This is a genomic window from Nitrospirota bacterium, from assembly GCA_015233895.1.
GTDB lineage: Bacteria > Nitrospirota > Thermodesulfovibrionia > Thermodesulfovibrionales > Magnetobacteriaceae > Magnetomonas.
Genome location: JADFXG010000010.1, coordinates 55,026 through 71,011, shown reverse-complemented (window position 1 = coordinate 71,011; position 15,986 = coordinate 55,026). Strand labels below are relative to the sequence as shown.

17 protein-coding genes are annotated in these 15,986 nt (G+C 42.5%); 9 read left to right on the top strand and 8 right to left on the bottom strand.

What is annotated here, in order from left to right; genetic code table 11:
• Window positions 1-86 precede the first annotated feature (86 nt).
• The 4 genes from HQK88_08945 to HQK88_08930 form a co-directional block, all read right to left on the bottom strand.
• The gene (locus HQK88_08945) at window positions 87-1,601 is read right to left on the bottom strand and encodes a response regulator (GenBank protein MBF0616928.1); all 1,515 of its coding nucleotides are present in this window, start codon (window positions 1,599-1,601) and stop codon (window positions 87-89) included.
• Window positions 1,602-1,666: 65 nt separating this feature from the next.
• Window positions 1,667-2,041, bottom strand: coding sequence for a response regulator (locus HQK88_08940; protein ID MBF0616927.1), 375 nt, complete (start codon window positions 2,039-2,041; stop codon window positions 1,667-1,669).
• Window positions 2,013-3,023, bottom strand: a complete 1,011-nt coding sequence (locus tag HQK88_08935; GenBank protein ID MBF0616926.1) for a response regulator — start codon at window positions 3,021-3,023, stop codon at window positions 2,013-2,015. Before HQK88_08935 ends, HQK88_08940 begins: the two co-directional genes overlap by 29 nt.
• 62 nt (window positions 3,024-3,085) lie before the next feature.
• Window positions 3,086-4,282: a hypothetical protein gene (locus HQK88_08930; protein ID MBF0616925.1), complete on the bottom strand. Its 1,197-nt coding sequence runs from the start codon at window positions 4,280-4,282 to the stop codon at window positions 3,086-3,088.
• 499 nt (window positions 4,283-4,781) lie between these two features.
• Between HQK88_08930 and dsrH the strand changes: the two genes are divergently transcribed.
• Genes dsrH through HQK88_08910 form a run of 4 tightly spaced genes read left to right on the top strand, consistent with a single transcriptional unit; the run spans window position 4,782 to window position 6,152 of the window.
• Entirely contained in the window at window positions 4,782-5,078 is a 297-nt protein-coding gene (dsrH, locus tag HQK88_08925; protein MBF0616924.1) for a sulfurtransferase complex subunit TusB, read from the top strand.
• A gap of 16 nt (window positions 5,079-5,094) precedes the next feature.
• Window positions 5,095-5,454, top strand: a complete 360-nt coding sequence (locus HQK88_08920; protein MBF0616923.1) for a DsrE family protein — start codon at window positions 5,095-5,097, stop codon at window positions 5,452-5,454.
• A 3-nt stretch (window positions 5,455-5,457) separates the two neighbouring features.
• Window positions 5,458-5,868: a DsrE family protein gene (locus HQK88_08915; GenBank protein MBF0616922.1), complete on the top strand. Its 411-nt coding sequence runs from the start codon at window positions 5,458-5,460 to the stop codon at window positions 5,866-5,868.
• 29 nt (window positions 5,869-5,897) lie between these two features.
• The gene (locus HQK88_08910; protein ID MBF0616921.1) at window positions 5,898-6,152 is read left to right on the top strand and encodes a sulfurtransferase TusA family protein; all 255 of its coding nucleotides are present in this window, start codon (window positions 5,898-5,900) and stop codon (window positions 6,150-6,152) included.
• 162 nt (window positions 6,153-6,314) lie between these two features.
• Here HQK88_08910 and HQK88_08905 read toward each other — a convergent pair whose 3' ends face one another.
• Window positions 6,315-7,874 (bottom strand): PAS domain S-box protein, encoded by a 1,560-nt coding sequence (locus tag HQK88_08905; protein ID MBF0616920.1) that lies wholly within the window; start codon window positions 7,872-7,874, stop codon window positions 6,315-6,317.
• A gap of 160 nt (window positions 7,875-8,034) precedes the next feature.
• Between HQK88_08905 and HQK88_08900 the strand changes: the two genes are divergently transcribed.
• Both HQK88_08900 and HQK88_08895 read left to right on the top strand, forming a co-directional pair.
• Window positions 8,035-9,660 (top strand): 2,3-bisphosphoglycerate-independent phosphoglycerate mutase, encoded by a 1,626-nt coding sequence (locus HQK88_08900; protein MBF0616919.1) that lies wholly within the window; start codon window positions 8,035-8,037, stop codon window positions 9,658-9,660.
• Between the two features lie 274 nt (window positions 9,661-9,934).
• The gene (locus tag HQK88_08895) at window positions 9,935-11,281 is read left to right on the top strand and encodes a cobyrinate a,c-diamide synthase (GenBank protein MBF0616918.1); all 1,347 of its coding nucleotides are present in this window, start codon (window positions 9,935-9,937) and stop codon (window positions 11,279-11,281) included.
• Here the strand turns inward: HQK88_08895 and HQK88_08890 are convergent.
• The 3 genes from HQK88_08890 to rplM are packed head-to-tail and all read right to left on the bottom strand — an operon-like array spanning window position 11,264 to window position 13,153.
• Window positions 11,264-12,313 (bottom strand): N-acetyl-gamma-glutamyl-phosphate reductase, encoded by a 1,050-nt coding sequence (locus HQK88_08890; GenBank protein MBF0616917.1) that lies wholly within the window; start codon window positions 12,311-12,313, stop codon window positions 11,264-11,266. The genes HQK88_08895 and HQK88_08890 overlap by 18 nt on opposite strands.
• Window positions 12,313-12,705 (bottom strand): 30S ribosomal protein S9, encoded by a 393-nt coding sequence (gene rpsI, locus HQK88_08885; GenBank protein ID MBF0616916.1) that lies wholly within the window; start codon window positions 12,703-12,705, stop codon window positions 12,313-12,315. The genes HQK88_08890 and rpsI overlap by 1 nt, the downstream gene beginning before the upstream one ends.
• A 19-nt stretch (window positions 12,706-12,724) precedes the next feature.
• Window positions 12,725-13,153 (bottom strand): 50S ribosomal protein L13, encoded by a 429-nt coding sequence (gene rplM, locus HQK88_08880; protein MBF0616915.1) that lies wholly within the window; start codon window positions 13,151-13,153, stop codon window positions 12,725-12,727.
• Window positions 13,154-13,640: 487 nt separating this feature from the next.
• Here rplM and HQK88_08875 point away from each other — a divergent pair, with 487 nt between their 5' ends.
• The 3 genes from HQK88_08875 (at window position 13,641) to HQK88_08865 (ending at window position 15,945) form a co-directional block, all read left to right on the top strand.
• Entirely contained in the window at window positions 13,641-14,102 is a 462-nt protein-coding gene (locus HQK88_08875) for a 3D domain-containing protein (protein MBF0616914.1), read from the top strand.
• A gap of 158 nt (window positions 14,103-14,260) precedes the next feature.
• Entirely contained in the window at window positions 14,261-14,668 is a 408-nt protein-coding gene (gene speD / locus HQK88_08870; GenBank protein MBF0616913.1) for an adenosylmethionine decarboxylase, read from the top strand.
• A 338-nt stretch (window positions 14,669-15,006) separates the two neighbouring features.
• Window positions 15,007-15,945, top strand: coding sequence for a hypothetical protein (locus tag HQK88_08865; protein MBF0616912.1), 939 nt, complete (start codon window positions 15,007-15,009; stop codon window positions 15,943-15,945).
• Window positions 15,946-15,986 lie beyond the last annotated feature (41 nt).

The following is a 15,986-nucleotide window of genomic DNA, read 5'->3' as shown; positions in this document are numbered from 1 at the left end:
GGACTCAAGGAAAATGATACACAAGAGAGTATGTTTTATAGCATAGGCAAAGCAGTATTGGTGCTGGCGGTTATGTCTGTTTTACCCTAACCGTGTAGTTGTACCCATATTTTATCTAACTCTTCATGACATTCGATAAAGGCATCTATTACTTCGGGGGAAAACTGCTGCCCCCTCTCGGCTATTATAATACCTGCCGTCTCCAGATGCGTCATTGGCAATTTGTAACATCGCTTGCTGCGCAGTGCGTCATACACATCGCACAGTGCAAGTATCCGGGCTGAAAGCGGGATTTGCTCACCAGCCAGAGCGTTTGGATAGCCCTTGCCATCATACCTTTCATGGTGGTTTTCGGTTACCTCTATTCCCATCCTTACAAGCTGGTTGCCACCATGCTTGAGCTCGACGTTACGCAGCGTTTGTGCCCCTATCGTGGTATGTGTCTTCATAATCCCGAACTCCTCGGCAGTGAGCTTCCCCGGTTTTAGAAGTATGCTGTCGGGGATTCCCACTTTTCCTATATCATGCAACTGGCTTGCCTCAGCAAGCGTTTCGATAAAGTCTGCATCAATTATCTTGTCGTATTGGGCATAGACACTGAGAGTCCTGGCAATCATATCACAATAGGATTTTACGCGCTCCAGATGCTCCCCTGTCTCTTGATCACGCGATTCGGCGAGCTTTGACAGTGCAAATATCATTGCCAGATGAGAGCTGGAAAGCTCCTTTACCTGAGTCCTTACCCTATCCTCCAAATTGAGATTTATCTGTTCAAGTTGTTTCTTGTAGGCCTCTTTTTGGTCTTGAAGCGACTTACGCACAAGCAAAGACATTATGCGTGCCTTTAGAATCACGTACTCGAATGGTTTTGGGATAAAATCCTCCGCTCCCATCTCGATGGCCTTGACGACGTTTTCGGTATCTGTCATGGCAGAGAGCATGATAACGGGAATATCGCATAGCGCCGGGTTGGATTTCAAACGGCTCAAAACTTCATAGCCGTTTATGCCTGGCATGTTTATATCGAGCAGTATGAGGTCATATTTGTCTTTCGTCAGCCGAATTAGCGCCTCCTCGCCATCGACTGCGGAGTCGGAACCAAGGCTAAGCTTGCTCAACCGCCTTTGGATGATTTCCCTGTTTAAGCGATTGTCATCGACTACAAGAATTCTGCTTTTGCCAACTCCCTCCTGCTGCACTACGTTGTTTGACAACGCGGAGGTGTTTATTCGTGACAGATACGTCTCTACGAGAGACAGCGTGGACTCTCCAATACTGCTGCCCTTAAAAGATTGTGTCATCTTTGCATCGCTGGCAAGGCTAAGGAACCGCCCGATAGCGCTCTGTATCGTCTTTATATCCTTTGTCTGGCAGTCTATGCCGCTGAGTCTGGCCTGTGTTTCGCACAATATATAAATCTGAATCGGTATGATAAACAACAGATCAACCTTCTTAATATCCACCAGTGCGGTGTCATAATTATGTCCTGGAAACAGCTCGTTTACAGTCTCCAGCAGCTGAATGCCAAGCTCCTGAACGGTCTTAAACTCCTCGATGTGCAGTGGATTGGTGCCGTTTGTGGCGGCGTCATCTATGAGCATCTCAGCATATCCTATAATGTGGTTTAATGGAGTTAAAAGCTCGTGCCTCTTTTGGCGATACAAGGTCAAATCCCCCGGCTTTTCTCTGTCAGGGCGGATATCTTCGTTAAAAGCCTTTGGAAATCGACTGGTTTGGTGTCATAGTCGTTGCAGCCGGCATTGATTGCATCCACTCTGTCCTTTGTCATTGCGTGAGCGGTAAGGGCTATGACGGGAATATTTTTCAAAGCCGGGTCTTTTTTTAATATCCTCGTTGCCTCGAAACCATCCATGACAGGAAGGCTTATATCCATAAGTATTATATCCGGATTCCCCTGTTGAGCCTTGTTTATCCCCTCGATACCGTCAGAGGCGCCAATTACATCAAAGCCCACCCTGATGAGGCGTCTGGAGAGCATGTCATAGTTTGTCTCATCGTCTTCCACCAGAAGTATCTTCATTCGTCCCTCCCCTTTTATTTCTAAGCAGTCCCTTTATTATATCTGTCAACTCCCCTGTTGATACACCACCTTTTTGGATTATCCTTTCGATATTACCGCCAAGCTCTATTTTATCCTCCATGGTCAACTCCTTGGCAGTGTTTACTACAATAGGGATAGTGGAGTATTGTCTCGATTTTCTTAGTTCTCCGATAAACTGGAACCCATCCATCTGTGGCATCATCAGATCGAGTATTATTATATCGGGTATCCTCAAAGAAAGTATCCTCAAGGCTTCGGTTCCGTTTTCCGCCTCATCCGCCTCCCAGCCAAGCCTCTTTATTATCCTGCAAAGGAGATGGCTTGCGTTTTTGTCGTCCTCCACTATCAAGGCAAGATTGGGGCGTTGAATCTTTTTATATTTAGCAAGAATCGAGGTGAGGCATTTTTTGTCCACAGGCTTTATGATATACTCCGATGCCCCAAGAGCAAAGGCCATCTGCCTTTCGTCAATCATCGAGATCATGACAACCGGAATCTCCGACACGCAAGGGTCGCTTCTGACTGCCTCCAGTACTGCCCACCCATCCTTGCCCGGCATCATCACGTCAAGCGTTATTACGTCGGGTTTCAAATCCACTGCCATCTGCACCGCCGTCTTAGCATCCAGAGCCGTATAGACCCTAAACCCCTCCTTTGTGAGCATCCTCTCCAGAAGATCGCTCACAGCGGGGTCGTCATCCACAACTAAAACACTTGGCTCGCAAGTATCGTGTACTTGCCGTTGCGGCTCTTGTGGAGGCGGTTGTTTTACTTTTACTATTTGAGTAGTCGGTAGCAACACTTTAAACACGGTGCCTTCACCTTGCTTGCTCTCTACGCTTATCATGCCTCCCATCATACTGCAGAAGCTCTTAGTAATGGCAAGGCCAAGGCCTGAGCCACCAAACTTGCGCGTTGTTGAGGCATCAGCCTGTGTAAAAACCTGAAAGATTTTAGACATCTGCTCCGAAGTCATACCAATACCGAGACCGTTGCAAAAATATTATAACACCAAAGTTGAGTTCAAAAATATAACAAAATGTTATAGAAAAAGGATGAGATTGCCACACCCCCTGCGGGGGTTCGCAATGACGGCGTGGGCTGTGCGTGGGCGTACCTATCCGTCATTACGAGGAGCGATAGCGACGTGGTAATCTCATCATTATTATATTTTAGGCTGCTACTCGGTATTAATTGGGAAATACTTTTCCCACATTTTGGGAATTTTGCAACGGTCTCAATACCGGTATCGGAGACATAAAAGCTCATGTAGCTAACGCCGTCTATCATCTTCTTAGCAGCACTTAACGTGATAAGGCCTTTTTCGGTGAATTTACAGGCGTTGCTCAGGAGATTAAACAGAATTTGCCTGACCCTCGTAAGGTCGGCATACATTGCGCCAATATGTTTTTCACAGTGTATTTCGAGGGTGTTTTTTCTCTTGTCCATTAAAGGCGCGATGGTGGACGAAACATCCTTTATCATTTTTTCTATATAGAACTCCTCCATGTACAGTTCCATCTTCCCTGCTTCGATCTTCGATATATCGAGGATGTCGTTGATAAGGGACAGGAGGTGTTTGCCGGCAGTGTTTATTTTGAGCAAATCCATTCTGAGCGCCTCGTGCCCCTCTTCGCTGGCAATCTCGACAAGCATGTCGCTGTAACCGATTATGGCATTCAGAGGAGTGCGCAGTTCATGGCTCATGTTTGCCAGAAACTGGCTTTTGGCAACGTTTGCCGCATCTGCCGCCTCTTTGGCCTGTATAAGTTCATCCTCGGTCTGCTTGTGTCTGATAAGTCCGCCTACGATGTTTGCTATGGCGTAGAGGAATTCCTCCTCGTTGTTGTCCCGCTTACATCCATGTTCGATATAGAGGACTATGACTGCTATTACATGGCCTTCAAATAGCACCGGCACGTTATAGTGGCCGTGCTCGGGCATCCCGTCGAAATGTATATCGTGGCGGTCATCTACACAGTGGGCATGTATTATTTTTTTGTCCACTGCTGCCCTGCCACACAGGCAATAGCCGAAGTCTATAGTGGCGCACTTTTCCAGAAGCTGAGGTGCAAGATTTTTACTTATATACATCTGCATCTGGCGCTTGTTGTCGTCACACAGAAAGATAGCGCCCTTGGACTGTACATTGAGTGCTGGTGCTTTCAGTATAAGGGATAAGGTTTCGGTTAGCTGCTCCTTAAGGGTCATGTTTTTCATTAGAAGACCAAGGAGCTCGTTTATTATGGTTTGCTTAGCATAGTTTTCACTAAGTTCTTCTATCCTTTTGGCAGCCTCGGATTTCATATCCCCAAATAATTCATCCACGCCCATATATTAAATTAATAGTTATAAAAATCACAATAAAAAACAACTAATTTTAAAAAAATATCAAACTTAAACCCCGTTTCGGTGACCAAAGTCATTTCTTTTTTGTTAATTAATATCCTCAATCCTGTATAAATTCAAATCTGATACGAAAACACCTATAGAATTCTGTAAGCTCTGGATATTACTTAGAGACTCTGGATGATATTTCAGAACAGTATACGGCTTCTTACCGAGAAAAAACGGATACTTTTTTTGAACAATTTTATTTTGAGTAAACATTTTTTGAGTATTAGTGTTGACAATTTTATGTTTTAATTGTTTTAATTACAGGGTTGTTTGGAAGAACTCAGGTAATTAAATAAAACTGAAACATAAGGGGGGTGTATTTATGAAGTTAGGAGTATTTGTAAGTGAATACGGCACAACAAACGATACCCTCGAAAGGCTGAAAGCGGATTTTCTGGGAATAGTGTTAGTGCAAAACGGCGTTTACAATGCAGTGGTCAATGAAAACGGCCAGGCGTCGCCGGTTCTTGGAAAAGGTACGAAAGTGTATGCTCTTTCGGAGGATTTGCTGGTAAGGGGGTTTGATCCGTCAAAGGTGGACAAGAGAGTAACAGTGGTGGATTACGGCGGAGTCGTGGATTTGATTTTTAACAATTTTGAAAAATTAATATGGCTATAAGGGGGAACAGAAAAAGATGAGCAAATTAACAATAGGATGTTTTTCATCCCTTGTGGGGTCTATGACGCTGGATTTTGCCGTGAAGCTTGCCGAGGCCGCAAGAAAAAAAGGCCATGATGTTGATATGTGGCTTTCCGGTAACGGCACCATGCTTGCAAAGAAAGGGCAGCGTTCTTTTAAGGATTACTCATCGCTTGAAAAAACCATGACTGATTTGGTGGCAGGCGGGATGACTGTTGTAGCCTGTGAGGCCTGTGCTGAGGCAAGAGGGTATCACAAAGAGGACTTCATAGACAGCTTTGGCAGAAAAAGCATGGATTGGTATTTAGCCAGTTGTTTTGGAGCCGACCGGGTGCTTCACATAGGAGGTGAGTAAGCTATGGCTATTAAAAAGATAGCTTTCGTTGTTGATAAGTTACCGTATAAGGGAGAAAGTTCAAGACTGGCACTGACTCACTGCATAGCAAGCCAGACTGTAGAAATACACCTTGAGGAGGACGAAAACGTGGAGCCCGTACTGGCCTTTGTCGGCAACGGCGTTTTAAACTGTTTGAGGAACCAAAACGCAGAGGCTTATGGTGTTTCAACTATGGAATCCCACATAAAAAACGCACTCCTTACCGATATTAAAGTGTTGATTTGTGAGGAGGATGTCAAGAGGCTTGGCATAGCAGAGGCAGACCTGATTATGGATGCTGAGGACTTTGGTGCAGACATGATGAGCCAGATTGTTCCCTTTAGTGAGATAATGGCTGAAATAGAGTCGTCTGTACACTTAATGTATTTTTAAAAAAATATTGCTTTTGGAGGTAAAATTATATGGGTGATTTAAAAGCTGAGGAACCCACAGAGGTACTGGATGTGTTAGGCAGGGTTTGTCCATATCCTTTAGTGTTAACAAAGAAAAAACTCGAAAAGATGGAAAAAGACACACTTCTTAAAGTTCTGTGCGATGCCCCGGCATCAGCCGAGGACTCTATTCCAAAATACGCAGAAAAACAGGGTTTTGGCTTTGACTCCGTTAAGGTAGAAGATAAGGGCCATTGGGAACTCTACATTAAGAAAACCAAGTAAGTTTATATAAGTAAGGAGTAATCCACAGATGACGCAGATAGACGCAGATGAAAAAATCTGCGATAATCTGCGCAATCTGCGGATAGAATCTTTACGGGATAGCGAAGTAATTACAAAGGTATACTTTTTGAGCTATTTGTGTCTATAAGCAGCTATCACTGCCTACGTGATCGTCGTATCGTCAGCAACGTTCTGTGTTGTTTCTGTAACCGGATACGCATATACAACCACACCTGAAATACCGTTTCCGGAATCCGTATAGGGAATAGCATCCATGCGAAAGTGCTTCGTTTCGCCAGATGGCATCATTCTCCCAAGAGTTAAATTAGTTTGTGGTTTTCCAGATTCAATTAAATCAAAAATTTCTGAACTTTCAATATCCGTAAAAACCTCTGAAAATGGTGTACTCTTAAGTTCATCCAGCGTTGAACCGGAACTTTCAACGGCATATCTGTTTGCGTTAACTATCAAACCGGCACTGTCTAAGACCCATATACAGGCAGGTATTGAGTCTAAGATGAGATTAATTTCCTTTGTTTTTTTCTGAAACTGCTCCTCTAAATCTTTCTTTCTCTGAATGTCTTCAACTATATACAAGAGATTAGCAGGAGAGCTCTCCACTCCGTAAATCAGAGACACTGTTATCTGTCCCCAGCAGTACCCTCCGGTTTTCCTCAAATAACGCGCCTCCATCGTGAAATGATTTCTGTTGCCTACAAGAATTTCATTAAAAAAGTTCTTTGCCGTTTCAATATCCTCAGGGTGGGTCAAATCATAAACGAAGCGCCCGGCAATATCCCCTGCTTTATAGCCAAGCATTTTTTGAAACGTTTTATTGGAATTTGTAATTCTACCATTTATCTCTGTGATGATTATACCGGCTATGTTTTTTTCAAACATGGCTTTAAAAAACTCTTTCTGTTTTATCTCTTTTATGACGGTTTTCTTAAGCGTTTTCTCTATGGCGGTAAGCCTTGATATATCCATGTCGGCACACATAACCCTCGTTGGTTTGCCCCTCTTGCCGCAATATACTTTACCTCTTGCAAGCATTGACAAGACTGTGCCGTCTTTATGCTTTAACTTGTGCGTGATTTCAAAATTTGACATACACTGGCTTATTGCCTTTTGTAATTCAGTTTTAAAATAAATCGTATCATCCACACTAATCAAGCTATAGAAAGCGCTCATAGAGTTTTCTATTTCATCTTCATTGTAACCAGCCATTCTTTTCAGGTTGGTATCTATAAACACATCACCGGACTCAATATCCCAGTCCCATATCCCAATCCCTCCGGCACTTGAAGCCATCGCATAGCGTTCGGAATTTTCCTTCAGCTTTTTTTCCATGCCATGTTTAAAGAGAGTCATCTCTATTGAGGCATACAGTGACCTGTCATCAAATGGTTTCAGGATGTAGCCAAAGGGTCCTGTCACTTTTGCTCTCTTTAATAATTGATCATCTGAGTAGGAGCTTACAAATATTACAGGGATGTCGTAATAGTTATGAATTTCTCTTGCTGCCTCTATGCCGTCAATATCTCCGATGAGCTGTATGTCCATAAGAATTAAATCCGGCTTTAACTCTAATACTTTATCTATAGCATCCTGCCCTGTGGAGGCTGATCCAACAACATCATACCCAAGTTTCTTAAGGGTTACAGTTATATCCTGAGATATTATTACCTCATCGTCAACAACAAAAATTCTGCCGCTTGCCATCCCTATAATCTCCCGGTTTGCATTTTTTATACTAACACTAAATGAAATTTTTTCTCAAATTTTTTATGCTGTTAAAAAGCTATTTATAATTAGCCTGCAATTGTTATATAATCTCAACTACTGAGAGAGATGCGAATAAATTAGGAGGATAGTAATAAACATGGAGAGATTAAAAAAACTAAAGGGTTTTGCCGGACGAAAGGGCCCGCTTCTTATGATAATCATGGATGGTGTGGGACTTGGTAAAGAGGATGAAACCAATGCGGTGTTTTTAGCAAAAACGCCGACTTTGGATAAACTGTTTAAGAGTGAGTTCTTTACCTCGATTCGTGCACACGGTGAGGCCGTGGGGCTACCCTCGGATGAGGATATGGGTAACAGCGAGGTCGGGCATAACGCCTTCGGTGCAGGCCGTGTGTTTGCTCAGGGAGCAAAACGAGTAAATGAAGACTTTGCCACTGGAGCCGTGTTTAGCGGTAAGCTTTGGCAAAAAATCGCAGAACGCGGCAAAAACGGCGGCGCTGTTCACTTTATAGGCCTCTTTTCAGATGCTAACGTCCACTCAAATATCAGCCATTTATACGCAATGATTAATAAACTTGCCGAGGTGGGAGTCAAAAAAGTGCGGGTGCACCCGCTTTTAGACGGTCGCGATGTGGGGCCAAGAACCGCACTTGAATACGTCACCCCTCTTGAGGAGGCGCTGAAAAAAATCCGGGATGAACGCGGATTTCACTACGTCATAGCCTCCGGAGGCGGACGAATGAACGTCACCATGGACAGGTATGAAGCCGACTGGCGGATTGTAAAACGGGGCTGGGATGCTCATGTAAACGGCATCGGAACTCCTTGTAAGTCCTGTACCGAGTACGTTAACGCTTCTTACGCAAAAGACATTGACGACCAGAACATGGACGCCTTTGTCGTGGTTGATGACGCAGGTAATCCTGTTGGACGCATGGAGGACGGGGACTCTGTAATATTTTTCAATTTCAGGGGAGACAGGGCAATAGAAATCTCTAAGACATTTGATTCAGGCCCGGAGTTTGATAAGTTTGAGCGAGGGCGTTTTCCCGATGTATTTTATGCCGGTATGATGGAGTACGACTCGGACGCAAAGGTACCCAAAAATTATCTGGTCGTTCCGCCTCAGATAGATAAAACTGTGTGTGAGTATCTTGCTAAGGAGAGCATCCCGATGTTTGCAATATCTGAGACTCAGAAATATGGCCATGTGACATATTTTTGGAACGGTAACCGCTCCGGGTATATAGACGAAAAACTTGAAAAATACATGGAAATTCCATCCGATAAATTAACCTTTGATAAGGCTCCTAAGATGAAAGCGTATGAGATAACTGAAGCAGTCACTGAAGCTCTTAAGTCCGGCAAGTATCGTTTTGTGAGGCTTAACTTTGCTAATGGCGATATGGTTGGACACACTGGTGTAATGGAGGCTGCAATCACAGCGGTTGAAACGGTTGATGAATGTGTCGGGAAACTCCTTGATGTAGTCAGCTCTCTTGGCGGTATAGCGATTGTAACGGCAGATCATGGGAATTCAGACGAAATGATTTCAATTAAAAAGGGTAAGAGAACGGTTAAGACCTCACACACGCTAAACCCTGTGCCGTTTATCATATACGATCAGGGCTTTGCTGGCGAGTATAAACTTTCTAAAGTAGATAAACCCGGGCTTAGTAACTCAGCAGCCACACTGTGCAATCTGCTTGGGTTTGAAAGTCCGGCGGGCTATGATCCGTCGCTAATTACTTTTGTTAAATAAAGGGAAATATTTAAGGAGGAGGCACTGCCTCCCCCTTATACCCCCTCCGCACGGGGAAATGATTTCCCCGTGACCCCTCGGTTTTTTGGCTACTGGGTTTTATTTAGTGTTTTGTTTGTTAGGTAAAGAATTTTTTAACCGGCATTTTGCCGGTTAAAAAGTCTTACAGGGGAATCCCCTTAGGGGAGGCGAGCTCCGCCCGCACAACATACGAAAAGATTAAAAAATTTATAATTATTATTGGTTTGAAAGTAACTCGGTATTAATTACAAAAGTGAAAAACGCCTTTATAATCTCCGCCATACAAAGCGGAGCAGGTAAAACCACGGTTTCACTTGCCCTTATGGCTCTCTTTAAGCATCATGGACTGACAGTTGCTCCCTTTAAGGCAGGCCCTGACTTCATAGACCCCGGTCTTCACAGAGCCGTTACAGGCCTTCACTCAAGGAATCTGGACAGGTGGATGTGCGGGGATACTTTTGTACAGGCTGTGTTTAATAAGTATACTGCTCTTTCCGATGTATCAATAGTGGAAGGGGTGATGGGGCTTTTTGACGGCAAAGAGAGGTCATCAGCAAACCTTGCAAAATTTTTAGGCATACCGGTTATTGTTGTGCTGGATTGCAAGGGAATGGCTGAGACCGTTTCTGCCGTTTTATCAGGCATAGAGGCATTTGACAAGGATGTGGCTGTTGCCGGAGTGATCTTAAACAGGGTTGGAAGCCGCACACATTTTGAAAGACTGAAGGCTGCTGTGGAATCCAACTGTAAGTCAGAAGTGTTTGGGTTTATTGCAGCAAGCGCTGACATCAAAATACCTGAGCGTCATTTGGGGCTTTTTACGGCAGAGGATTCAATTATCGGTTCGGATTTTATTAACAATCTTGTGTCATTAGTAAAAGACACTGTGGATATAGATAAGATTTTGGCTAAAACCAGCATTGAACCCGTGCCGTCATTGATAAATGATAACAAGAATTTGCCATTACATAACCACAAGCTGCGCCTTGCAGTAGCACGTGACGCGGCGTTTTGTTTTTACTATGAGGACAATCTTGAGCTTTTGCGTTCATTTGGGATAGAGACAGTATTTTTTAGTCCGATAAGCGACAAGGAACTGCCGGAGGGAACCTGTGGGATTTATTTTGGCGGCGGGTATCCGGAGCTTTACAGTGAGGCACTTTCCAAAAACGAATACCTTAGAAATCGGATACGGGAGTTTTCAGAAAGTGGCGGGGTTGTGTACGCCGAATGCGGCGGGCTTATGTATATTTCCGATGGGATAAAGACTACAGACGGGAGTTTTTATCCGATGTGTGGTGTGTTGCCTGTTAAGTGTGAGATGAGGCCAAAGTTATCGCGTCTTGGCTATAGAGAGGTGAAACTTACTGAGGACACAATAATTGGACACAAGGGGGATATTTTGAGAGGCCATGAGTTTCATTACTCAGATATTTATGAAAACTCCTCATCTATTGAAAATATTTATGAAAACACTGAGGGAGCAGCAGGGTTTTTCGTAAAGCATACGCTTGCAAGCTATGTACACCTACACTTTGCCGGAAACCCATCCTTTGCATTAAAATTGGCAACGGGAATGAATTTATGGTATAGCCGGTGAAAGAGTATCGAGAGCGTCTGTTTCCTTAAAGCCAAACATGAGATTCATGTTTTGAACTGCCTGTCCTGATGCTCCTTTGATCAGGTTGTCAATGGCAGAGACTACAATCAGCGTATTGTTGTGGTTTATGGAAAGCCCAATGTGGCAGTAATTTGTGCCGGCAACATACCGGGTATCGGGAAACATTCCCTGAGGCAGCACTTTTACAAAAGGCTCATCTTTATATGCGTTATTATAAATAGTGATTACCTCATCTATTGAGATATCCGTTTTAAGCTTGGCATACACAGTGCTCAACATTCCGCGATTTACAGGGATAAGATGCGGAGTAAAGCTTATTTTTATATCAGTTTTGTCAATAGCCGATAGTTCCTGCTCTATCTCCGGCGTGTGTCTGTGAGTGCTTACGCCATAGGCTTTAAACCCATTATTTACCTCACAAAAGGAAATTGCAAGGTCGGCTTTTCGACCAGCCCCTGAAACTCCCGATTTTGAATCAACCACGATATCCGCAGTGTTGACAATGTTTTGTTTAAGCGCCGGGTAGAGCGCCAAAATTGCCGATGTGGGATAACACCCTGGATTGGCAACCAGTGATGCCCCCTTTATGGATTCTCTGTAAAGCTCAGGTAGTCCGTACACAGCAGATGAAAGGGCAGTGTGATAGCTATGCTTTTCTTTATACCATTTTTCATAAACATCAGGGTTTCTAAGTCTGAAATCAGCCGACAAATCAATGACTTTTTTACCAGCATCAAATAATGAATTAACAGCCTGCTGAGAGGCTCCGTGAGGCAAAGCCATAAAAAACACATCGCCTTTGTCTGCAAGCGCTTTGACATCGAGGGATTGTAAGACTAAACCAGCAAACTGTATTAAGTGCGGAAATAAGCCTGTAACAGGCTTATTTGCCGACCGTTCTGATGTTGCTGCAACTACCTTAACATGTAGATGCCTGCTGAGAATCCGTAGAAGTTCCGCACCAGTATAACCACTAGCGCCACAGATTACAGCACGTATTTTCCCACCCATTATCTCTTAGAGAACTGGAAGCGTTTTCTTGCGCCCTTCTGACCGTACTTCTTTCTTTCCTTCTCTCTGGGGTCTCTTGTAACAAGCCCTTCTTTTTTAAGTTTAGGGCGTAAATCAGAGTCCGATTTAATGAGGGCTATTGTAATGCCGTGTCTTACCGCACCAGCCTGTCCTGCCGGGCCGCCACCGGTAACCTTTGCCATCACATCGTATTTGCCGATCATGCCGGATATTTCAAGCGGCTGTTTGATTATCATCCTGAGAGTTTCTCTTGTGAAATAATTTTCAAAAGTTCTTGAGTTAACGGTAATATCACCGGATCCTTTCTTTAAAACGACACGTGCCACGGAGGTTTTTCTCTTTCCCGTAGCCGCATACTTTATATCTGCCATCTTTAGTGTCTCCTTCAGGCTATAAGTTTAATAGTTCCGGTTTCTGTGCGGAATGCGGATGTTCTTTTCCGGCGTAAACCTTCAGTTTTTTTATAAGAGCGCGGCCAAGTCTGTTCTTGGGCAGCATTCCCCACACAGCGTCTTTAAGCATGGCCTCAGGCTGTCTCTTTATACGGTCTTTAGCGGCCTCAGCCTTAATGCCCCCGATGTAGCCGCTGTGGTGATAATAAATCTTATCGTTTAACTTATCGCCAGTCAGTTTTACCTTTTCAGCGTTAACCACAACAACAAAGTCACCGGTGTCTGCATTTGGCGTAAAGGAGGGCTTATGCTTGCCCCTTAAATATACGGCGATTTTTGCTGCCATTCTGCCAAGTATCCTGCCTTCGGCATCAACCACAAACCACCTTCTATCTGCCTCGTCTTTTGTAACATATCTGGTTTTCATTATACGTTCCACCTTAAATTTTAATGATTACTTCAGATTGTAAAATAAAATATACCGATATGTCAACCAAATACTGTAAAAAAAAATAAAAATCCCGTTTGATTTTTTGAAACAGCGATTTTATCATTTGTGATGACCTTTGTGTTGCAAAAAAGCTACACAACGCGATTTCCTGTATTAGCCGGATTTGCTTGTTACAGCCTTTCATAAAGCTGGCTTATCCTTATTTTACACGGGTTACACAACTGTTGCAAAAAAGCCTCTAATTTGACTGCTTTTTCTTAAGCGTTTAACGTAGAAATATTAGCAAAATATAGATTTACAGATTATCTATCGGATTATTAACAAACTGGCATGAATATTGCAATTATATTAGTAACTGCAATAAGCAAAGATTTCAAAATCACTAAAACAATGAAAGTGCGCTTTAAGTTATGTGATTATACGCGAAATTGTGTGTGTAGTTACAAAAAGGAGGTAAAAAGTTATGCAAATAAGACTGACTTGTTTTTCGTTGTCTGCAGGGATAATGGCGATAGTGCTATTTTTGGTTGGTATGCACTACTTTGACACGGTGTCACATTTAAAGGAAAAAAATGAGCAGCTATCGAGAAAGGTAAATGTTTTAGAGTCAGAGTTTCTTACGGATTTAGAGAAGGGAGAGTTTGAAGTAACCGCCTATGATGTATCTCTTAGGAGTACGGGCAAGTGGAGCCGCAATCATCTGACAAAAAGCGGCACAACACCTCACAGGTATAGAACAGTGGCAGTTGATCCCACAATTATTCCTATCGGTTCGCTGGTTTACATAGAAGGAGTAGGCTGGCGCATAGCCGAGGACACGGGCAGCAAAATCAAAGGTAAGATGATAGACGTGTTTTTTGATTCAGAAGATGAGGCCATTGATTTTGGGCGCCAAACTCTTAAAGTCTATTACTATAAAGTGTAAATACCGCACCCCGCCGCAAGCGGCGGGGAATAACACCCAAGACATAAAAAAAATCTGAGGACATCAAAATAGTTGTTGACAAAATAATCTTATTAAGCTATTATACACGTTCAAATGGATAGTATATCTATAATTAAGGTTAACAGGAGGGTAGGCAATTGCATGCTTTAGGTAAACATCTATTAATTGAATTAAGGGAGTGCAATCCCACCAGGATTATTGACCTCAAAGAAGTTACCGATGCGTTGGTCGGTGCCGCAAGAGCAGCTAAAGCAACGATAGTTGACGTTTCATTTCATGAGTTTAACCCCTTTGGTATTAGTGGAATGGTTATAATTGCGGAGTCACATCTTTCTATTCACACATGGCCTGAATATAATTATGCTGCGGTAGATATATTTACCTGCGGTGATATTATTAACCCTGACCATGCGGCAAAGTATCTAATTGACAAGTTTGAGTCTAAAAACCCCTCAGTTATGGAAATGAAGCGGGGAATTATTTCTGAAAAAGACATCAAACTGCCGCATAAGGTATTTTCGGACGAATTTCAGTATGTTTCATAAAGCGGACAGACACATTGTGATTTCGCGGTTTACGATAATGTGAGCATTCCACAGAGGGTTGCTTGAAGTTCTAGTTTTAATGCTTTGTTTTCATTCCATCACCGTAGGTTTACATACTGGTCATAGATACGCCTAACGTTAAGGCGCAGACCAGTGGAATGAAACCTAAAACTTAAGTAGCCCCCTTTTTCGAAACCACTTTCGCACAATTGCCGAAACCGGACATCTTCTCCATTTTGATTAAACGCCTACACCATTTGACAATTATGTTTTCAATGTACTATTATGTGGCGTCATAGCAACAGGAACGTATCAGCAAGGGGAATGAGGAGAGTGAGATGGATGAGTTTAAAGATTGTCTGAGACCTGAATTTACAGAGTTGGTTTTAACAAAAATCAGTACTGGCGCAGCTTTTAACGTACATGGAAATGAGGGAACAGGTAAAGCACGCCTAATTGAGGATTTAATAAAAGTTATAGAAAATGGCATCACTGTTAATGGAGTTGCCCTTTCAAGAAGTAATACAAAAATCGCTCATATAAACATGAAACCCTACAAAGAAAACTATGACGGGTCTATTATTGATTTATGTAATCAGCTCAAGCTACCTGTAAAGAACGGAAAGCGCCAGAAACGCATATTAGAAATTATTCAAGAGGCAAATCTTAATAACGGCAGAATTTTTATTTTTCTCGATAATTTTGACGCCATATTTAATAACCTTAAAACAGACGTAAAATATGACCTCATATTCTTAGGCTATATAAATGCTATAAAGAATGACCACAATATCAACTGTAATTTGTTCTTTACAAGCTCGACAATGCCCCTTATTCACTGTATTTTAATTAATAAACGAGAGCCTCACACTTCTAATATTGATGTCCAACCTACACCTATACCAGAGCTATCATATTCACATATTGAAAACGAATTAAAACGGGATAACCCCGAAATTGATAACCATGTTAAAGGAGAACTTGTAAGCTATATTTTTGATAATAAAAAACCATATAGCTTTTTCAATCTGTTAAAAGATGATTTAAAACTAAACAATGTCACAAAAGATAATTTTAATGAATGTTTGGACAGAACTACTAAAAATTTTAATAATTTGAAAAAACCCGTGGCTAATTCATTATTAAAATGGATAAAACGTGCAAATGCAATTGCGGCTACGTTTAAATTAGATAGAAATGGAAAACTATTTAGGAAGTTACTCAAATTTGCAATTGGTTTAAATGAAGATTCTCTAATTAACATGGACAATTCTTAATAAATGGAAACAACCTCTCCCTTTTATAAACCCTCTGTCCC